Below are 6,717 nucleotides of genomic sequence, written 5' to 3'. Positions count from 1 at the left end.
TTCGGCTTTCCGGCGAGTCCGACTCTATCAGACCCTTTCGGGCCTGATTCCCAGTCAGCGGGGTTTGTCTTTGCGGCTGTTGGGCCGTTCCGACGAGTGAGACTTTAGCGGATTCCCGGCCCCCGAGCTAATCGGGGTCGCGTCCTTTCGAACGTGGATTCCTCATTTCGCAAAGACGCACGTAAATACGGACGACGACCGAGCAGAAGCCAGTCGTCGTGCGTTTAAGAGGTCTTGCGGAATGGTTGTCCGGGGACCGACCGGAGTCGGCGCTCACGGCGGACAACTCGGAGAACACTACGGATGGGCCCGGGGCGTGTCAACTTCACGCCTCGGGCCCGTACGCAGGTCAGCTGTTGTTGCCGGAGGCCAGTTCGCGGCTGCGGTCGCGGGCCGCTTCGAGGGCAGCGATGAGGGCGGCTCGTACGCCGTGGCTCTCGAGTTCGCGGATCGCGTTGATGGTGGTGCCGGCGGGGGACGTGACGTTCTCGCGGAGCTTGACCGGGTGCTCGCCGCTGTCGCGGAGCATCGTGGCCGCGCCGATGGCGGACTGGACGATGAGGTCGTGGGCCTTGTCGCGCGGGAGGCCGAGGAGGATGCCCGCGTCGGTCATGGCCTCCACGAGGAAGAAGAAGTAGGCCGGGCCCGAGCCGGAGAGGGCCGTGCAGGCGTCCTGCTGGGACTCGGGGACGCGGAGGGTCTTGCCCACGGAGCCGAAGAGTTCCTCGGCGTGGGACAGGTGGTCCGCTGTGGCGTGCGTACCGGCCGAGATGACGGACATCGCCTCGTCGACCAGGGCCGGGGTGTTCGTCATGACGCGGACCACCGGGGTGCCCTCCGGGAGGCGCTCCTCGAAGAAGGTGGCGGGGATGCCGGCCGCGCCGCTGATGACGAGGCGGTCTGCGGGGACGTGCGGGGCCAGCTCCGTGAGCAGCGTGCCCATGTCCTGGGGCTTGACCGTGAGGATCAGGGTGTCGGCCTGCTTGGCCGCCTCCTGGTTGCTGACCGGGGTGACGCCGTAACGGGTGCGGAGCTCCTCGGCGCGCTCGGGGCGGCGGGCCGTGACCATGAGGTCGCCCGGGGCCCAGCCGCCGCGGATCATTCCGCTGAGCAGGGCTTCACCGATCTTGCCCGTGCCGAGTACGGCGACCTTGTGGCGGGGGTGCTGGCTCATGAGCGGGGCCTTCCGTGTGCGTCGTCCGTCCGGAAGGCATCCTCGCATCGGGCCCGCCCACCGGTCCGGGAGTGTCCGGTGGGCGGAACGCGGGTGCGTGGTTCAGGCCGTGCGGCGGCGCAGGGTCGCCGCGCCCAGGCCCAGGACGAGGACCGCGCAGCCGGCGACGATCACGGCGTCGCGGATGTAGGTGGCGGTGAGGTCGGTGTGCTTGAGGACCTCGTTCATGCCGTCGACGGCGTACGACATGGGGAGCACGTTGGAGATGCCCTCCAGGATCGGCTGCATCTGGTCGCGCGGGGTGAACAGGCCGCAGAGCAGCAGCTGCGGGAAGATCACCGCCGGCATGAACTGGACCGCCTGGAACTCCGATGCCGCGAAGGCCGAGACGAAGAGGCCGAGGGCCGTGCCGAGCAGGGCGTCGAGGAGGGCGACCAGGAGGAGCAGCCAGGCCGAGCCCGTGACGTCGAGGTCCAGGGCCCAGAGGGCGAGGCCCGTGGCGAGGACCGACTGGATGACGGCCACGGTGCCGAAGGCGAGCGCGTAGCCGCCGATCAGGTCCGCCTTGCCGAGGGGCATGGACAGGAGGCGTTCCAGGGTGCCGCTGGTGCGTTCGCGGAGGGTGGCGATGGAGGTCACCAGGAACATCGTGATGAGCGGGAAGATGCCGAGGAGCGAGGCGCCGATGGAGTTGAAGGTGGCCTGACTGCCGTCGAAGACGTAGCGGAGCAGGAAGAGCATCACGCACGGGACGAGCAGCATCAGGGCGATCGAGCGCGGGTCGTGGCGGAGCTGGCGCAGGACGCGGAGCGCGGTGGCGGTGGTGCGGTACGTGTTCATGGCGGGCTTCCCGGGGCGTCGGTCGGTGGGGTGGGTCGATGAGGGCGTCAGTGGGCGGTGGTGGTCGCGTTGACCTCGTCGACGAGGTGGAGGAAGGCCTCTTCGACGGTGGGCGTTGCGGTGCGCTCGCGCAGGGCGTCGGGGCTGTCGTCGGCGAGCAGTTCGCCCTCGCGCATGAGGAGGAGGCGGTGGCAGCGCTCGGCCTCGTCCATGACGTGCGAGGAGACGAGGATCGTGGCGCCGCGGGCGGCCAGGTCGTGGAAGAGGTTCCACAGGTCGCGGCGGAGGACCGGGTCGAGGCCGACGGTCGGCTCGTCGAGGACGAGGAGTTCGGGGGTGCCGAGGAGCGCGACGGCCAGGGAGACGCGGCTGAGCTGGCCGCCGGAGAGGTTTCCGGCGAGGGCGTCGGCGTGGGAGGTGAGGTCTACGTCGGTCAGGACGCGGTCGACCTCGGTGGCGCGGTGGCCTGCGGCGGGCCGGCCGGGGAGCAGGACGGATGCGAAGTAGGCGAGGTTCTGGCGGATGGACAGGTCGAGGTAGACGGAGGGGGCCTGGGTCACGTAGCCGACGCGGGAGCGGAGTTTGGGGTGGCCGGCTGGGTGGTCGAGGACGTTGAGGGTGCCGGTGACCTTGGCCTGGGTGCCGACGACGGCGCGCATGAGGGTCGATTTGCCGCAGCCGGAGGGGCCGAGCAGGCCGGTGATCTGGCCGCGCGGGACGGTGAAGGTCAGGTCCCGTAGGACGGTGCGGGGGCCTCGGACGACTGTGAGGTCGGTGGCGTCCACGGCGGGGGACGGAGTTTTATTCATCACACGATGAATAATCCTCCGGTGGGGTGGGGGCGTCAAGGTGGGCCGGGGGGTCTGGGTGCGCGGGGCCCCCGGGGGGGGCGGGCTTTTGCCGGGGTCGGTGCGCTTGGTTCTGGGTGCGCGGGGCCGGGGCGGGTCGCTGTACCGGGGTCGGCGCCTGTCGTCATGGGCGCGCTGCACCGGGGGCCGCCTTGCCCACCCTGCCGCCCTGGGCGGCAGATTGCCCAAGTCGGTTGCGGCCCGCCGCCAGGGGTGGGGAGGCGTGGTGGCGGGAGGTTGCCGAGGCGGTGGCGGTCGGCCGCCACGGGTGGGGAGGCGTGGTGGCGGCGGATTGCCCGAGGCGGGGCGGTAGCGGCCGTAACGGGTGGGGAGGCGTGCGTGCGGCTTGAGCCCAAGGCGCGGTGCGGTCGACGTCGCGGCCGGGCAGGGCGCCCCGGCCGGCCGACGCCTCTGGAGGGGGCGGGTGGGTGGGAGATGGGCGGGGGAAAGGGCGTTGCCCTATGGCGCGCGGCGCGGCGGGTCAAGACCCTGCGGCCAGGGGTGTCCCGAGGCCCCGCGAGCGGGTGGGCAAATCAAGCCCCTGCGGCGATTGAGCAGCGGGGTCCGGGGCGGAGCCCCGAGGCCGCAACGCCGGTGCCGCGCACACGGGAGCGCAGAGCCCCGAGGCAGACGCGGGAGCGCAGAGGACCGTGGCCGGGGTGCCGGCGCCGGTAAGGCGGAGGGTTAGCGTTTGCGGGATTTTTTGGACGGGTTGCCGGTGCGGCGCTTTGTGCGGCGGGCGTACTGGTCGAGGGCCGATTCGTATTCACCTCGGCGGAGCCTCTCGCCCGGGGCCTCGACGACGCAGCGCAGGGCGTAGGCGATCAGCACCCCCACGAAACCGATCGCCAGGAAGCCGCGCAGCGACGCCTGCTTCTCCGGGTCGTGGCGCTCGGTGAACCCGGTGCGCGTACGGGCGAAGGCGAGCGCGCTGCACACCGCGAACATCACGATGAGCAGCAGGTTCACGAGGGAGCCGACGTCCGCGATGGCCAGGCCCTCGTAGGCGAACCGGAGGACGAAGCAGCCGGCGACCGCCAGGACGAGCGCGCCCACGCCGACCGCGGCCCGGCGCAGGCCGTAGTGGCCGCTGTGGTCGACCCAGGTCGTGCCGAAGAAGCGGATCTCCTCGGGCTGGGGCCCGGGGGCCGGGGAGGTGCTGGGGGTGCCGGTTTCGTCGCTCACGCCCTCGATTATCACCGGACCGGGCCGCGGCACCCGCAGCCCGGTCCGCTCGCGCGGCTCAGGCGCAGCGCGGCGCCACGTAGCCGTCACTGCCGGTCTTCACGTAGGTGTCGGAGACGTACTCGCCGACACCGATGTTGTCCCAGACCTTCGACGTGCCGTACGGACCCGAGACCGTCTGGCCCGGCCGCTGGCAGAAGATCGGCACCTTGGCGCCGAGCGGCAGCACGCGCACCACGCGGTACTGGGTGCCGGGACCGCTGCGGACGTTCACGTTGTAGTTGGGTGCCACCGGGTAGTACATCGCCGCTGCCGCCGCTTCCACGGACTGTGCGGACTGCTCCTCTGGTGCCATTTTCCTGCGCCTCCCCCGTCGGGCCGACTCGTTCAACGTTCATTGAGGGCCCGTTGAAACATCTGTGTTGGAATGTCGAACACGCAGGCTAGCAAGGCCCGTTCATCAGCCACGGGGGGCGTGGACATGCCGTCGTACAACAGCATCGGGAGCGGCCCGGAAGCGGAACTTCCGGAGTACGCCGGGCACTACCGGCTCGAGGAGCGCCTGGGCGCGGGCGGCATGGGGGTCGTGCATCTGGCGCGGTCGACCGCGGGGCTGCCGCTCGCAGTGAAGGTAGTGCACGCCGAGTTCGCGGAGGACCCCGAGTTCAGGGGCCGTTTCCGGCAGGAGGTCGCGGCCGCGCGGCGGGTCAGCGGGGCCTTCACCGCGCCGGTCGTGGACGCCGACCCGGAGGCCGAACGGCCGTGGATGGCAACGCTGTTCATCCCCGGCCCAACCCTCGCCGACCACGTGAAGCGGAACGGCCCGATGTCGCCCGCGCAGCTGCGGCACCTGACGGCGGGGCTCGCGGAGGCGCTGCGCGACATCCATCGTGCCGGGGTCGTGCACCGCGACCTGAAGCCGAGCAATGTGCTGCTCGCCGAGGACAGTCCGAAAGTCATCGACTTCGGGATCTCACGGCCCAAGGACAGCGAACTGCGCACGGAGACCGGCAAGTTGATCGGGACGCCGCCGTTCATGGCACCCGAGCAGTTCCGCCGCCCGCGCGAGGTCGGCCCGGCCGCCGACGTGTTCGCGCTCGGTTCGCTGCTCGTGCACGCCGCGACCGGGCGGGGCCCCTTCGACTCCGACAGCCCCTACTTGGTGGCGTACCAGGTGGTGCACGACGAGCCGGACGTGTCCGGCGTGCCCGAGGATCTCGCGCCGCTGGTGCTCGCGTGCCTGGCAAAGGAGCCGGCTGACCGGCCCACTCCGGACGAGCTGATGGCGGAGCTGCGGCGCGTCTCGGCGCGGTACGACACCCAGGCGTTCATCCCGGCGCAGCGGGAGCCGGTCGAGCCGTCCACCGCTGGTCCCGTAGCGGAGGAGCCCGTTGCGCCGGCGCCGCGCAGGCGTCCCAGCCCCCGGACCCTGCTCACCCTCGCCGGGACCCTCGCCCTGGGAGGCGCGCTCACGGCGACCCTGCTCACGGGAAACGACTCAGGCACCGGCACCCGGAGCACTCCGGTGGGCTCCCCCGCCACGTTCCACCCCTGGCGGACCAAGCTCGGCTCCGGTGCCGCGCCCACCTGTTCGTACGGGGCCGGGAGCCTGAACTGCGCCGCACCCGGCGCACTGGCCGTGTCGCTGGATCCGCGCGACGGTTCGGTGCGGTGGAAGCGGAAGGCGTCCGGCGGTGCGGGGGACGTCGGCGGGGCGGCGCCCGTGGTGTCGGGCGGCCTGGTGCACGCGCTCGCTCCGGACGGGTCCCGGCTCGTCGCGATGGCGCCCGATACGGGGAGGTCCCGCTGGTCGATGGATGTGTCGCGGTTCCAGGGGCAGGTGCGTCAGACGGCGGGGCGGGTGCTGCTCGCGGCGCCGGACGGCACGCTCAGCGCGGTCGACAGCGCGACCGGGAGACGGGAGTGGAGCCGCCGTCACGCCGTGGGGCCGCGGTCCACGCTCGCGTACGTCGGTGGCGGCCTCGCCTACGCGACGACGTCGGCGGCCGACGGGACGAACACCCTGGTGAGCGCGGTGGATCCGGAGACGGGTGAGATCCGCTGGCGGCAGCGGTCGCCGGGCACCGCGACCCCGATCGGGGTGTCCGACGGGGTCGTCTGGTGCACGGAGCGGGACGCCTCGGGCGCGACCGTCGCGCTCGTCGGCCACCGCCTCGCGGACGGGGCGGTGGGGCGCCGCGTACGGCTGGCACTGCCGCTGCCGTCCGCGACGGCGGCGCTGCACGGCGACACCGCGTATCTGCTCGCGGCGGGCGGCGCGCTGGTGGCGCAGGACCTCGCGTCCGGCAAGCAGGTGTGGCGGTCGGAGACCTCCGTGAGCCGGGGCTCCGCGCCCGCCGTCGACGCCGCTTCGGGGCGGGTGTACGTATCGGCTCCCGACGGCCGGCTGCTCGCCGTGGACCGGCGCACGGGGCGTCCGGTGGGCCAGAGCGGTCCCCGCCCGGGAGGCCGCTCGGACCGGGTGGTGGCCGAGATCCCGACGCCCGTCGTGCACGCGGGCCGGGTGTACGGGAGCGCGCCGGACGGCACCGTCTCCGGTGCCGCCACGGCGGACGATCCCTAGGGCTTGTCGTTTGGATCAGGCCGGATCAGGGAGCGGGGCCTGGTGCGTGCGATCGCAAGGCGGAGGAGGGAGGCGACGCGGAGCGT

General features: G+C 72.4%; 6 protein-coding genes. 1 reads left to right on the top strand and 5 read right to left on the bottom strand.

From position 1 onward, the window contains the following. Nucleotides 1-349: 349 nt before the first annotated feature. The 5 genes from proC to ACIA8D_RS41585 all read right to left on the bottom strand — a co-directional run bounded on the left by proC (nucleotide 350) and on the right by ACIA8D_RS41585 (nucleotide 4,402). Entirely contained in the window at nucleotides 350-1,174 is an 825-nt protein-coding gene (proC, locus tag ACIA8D_RS41605) for a pyrroline-5-carboxylate reductase (RefSeq protein WP_399240715.1), read from the bottom strand. 102 nt (nucleotides 1,175-1,276) lie between these two features. Further along, nucleotides 1,277-2,014, bottom strand: a complete 738-nt coding sequence (locus ACIA8D_RS41600) for an ABC transporter permease (protein WP_399240713.1) — start codon at nucleotides 2,012-2,014, stop codon at nucleotides 1,277-1,279. A 47-nt stretch (nucleotides 2,015-2,061) separates the two neighbouring features. Further along, nucleotides 2,062-2,823, bottom strand: coding sequence for an ABC transporter ATP-binding protein (locus ACIA8D_RS41595; RefSeq protein ID WP_399240711.1), 762 nt, complete (start codon nucleotides 2,821-2,823; stop codon nucleotides 2,062-2,064). Between the two features lie 723 nt (nucleotides 2,824-3,546). Further along, on the bottom strand, nucleotides 3,547-4,047 hold the full coding sequence (locus ACIA8D_RS41590) for an EamA/RhaT family transporter (protein ID WP_399240709.1): 501 nt from the start codon (nucleotides 4,045-4,047) through the stop codon (nucleotides 3,547-3,549). 58 nt (nucleotides 4,048-4,105) lie between these two features. Then, nucleotides 4,106-4,402 (bottom strand): SH3 domain-containing protein, encoded by a 297-nt coding sequence (locus tag ACIA8D_RS41585; RefSeq protein WP_399240707.1) that lies wholly within the window; start codon nucleotides 4,400-4,402, stop codon nucleotides 4,106-4,108. Between the two features lie 126 nt (nucleotides 4,403-4,528). On the opposite strand from ACIA8D_RS41585, the gene ACIA8D_RS41580 reads away from it, so the two are divergent. Further along, entirely contained in the window at nucleotides 4,529-6,631 is a 2,103-nt protein-coding gene (locus ACIA8D_RS41580) for a PQQ-binding-like beta-propeller repeat protein (RefSeq protein ID WP_399240705.1), read from the top strand. The last annotated feature ends 86 nt before the right edge of the window (nucleotides 6,632-6,717 follow it).

Source organism: Streptomyces sp. NPDC051684 (assembly GCF_044453445.1).
GTDB lineage: Bacteria > Actinomycetota > Actinomycetes > Streptomycetales > Streptomycetaceae > Streptomyces.
This window is presented reverse-complemented; position numbering and strand designations above follow the sequence as displayed.

Bases quoted from the DNA above. Each gene is read 5' to 3' on its own strand.
- proC (WP_399240715.1), bottom strand. From the start codon at position 1,174: ATGAGCCAGCACCCCCGCCACAAGGTCGCCGTACTCGGCACGGGCAAG.
- ACIA8D_RS41600 (WP_399240713.1), bottom strand. From the start codon at position 2,014: ATGAACACGTACCGCACCACCGCCACCGCGCTCCGCGTCCTGCGCCAG.
- ACIA8D_RS41595 (WP_399240711.1), bottom strand. From the start codon at position 2,823: ATGAATAAAACTCCGTCCCCCGCCGTGGACGCCACCGACCTCACAGTC.
- ACIA8D_RS41585 (WP_399240707.1), bottom strand. From the start codon at position 4,402: ATGGCACCAGAGGAGCAGTCCGCACAGTCCGTGGAAGCGGCGGCAGCG.
- ACIA8D_RS41580 (WP_399240705.1), top strand. From the start codon at position 4,529: ATGCCGTCGTACAACAGCATCGGGAGCGGCCCGGAAGCGGAACTTCCG.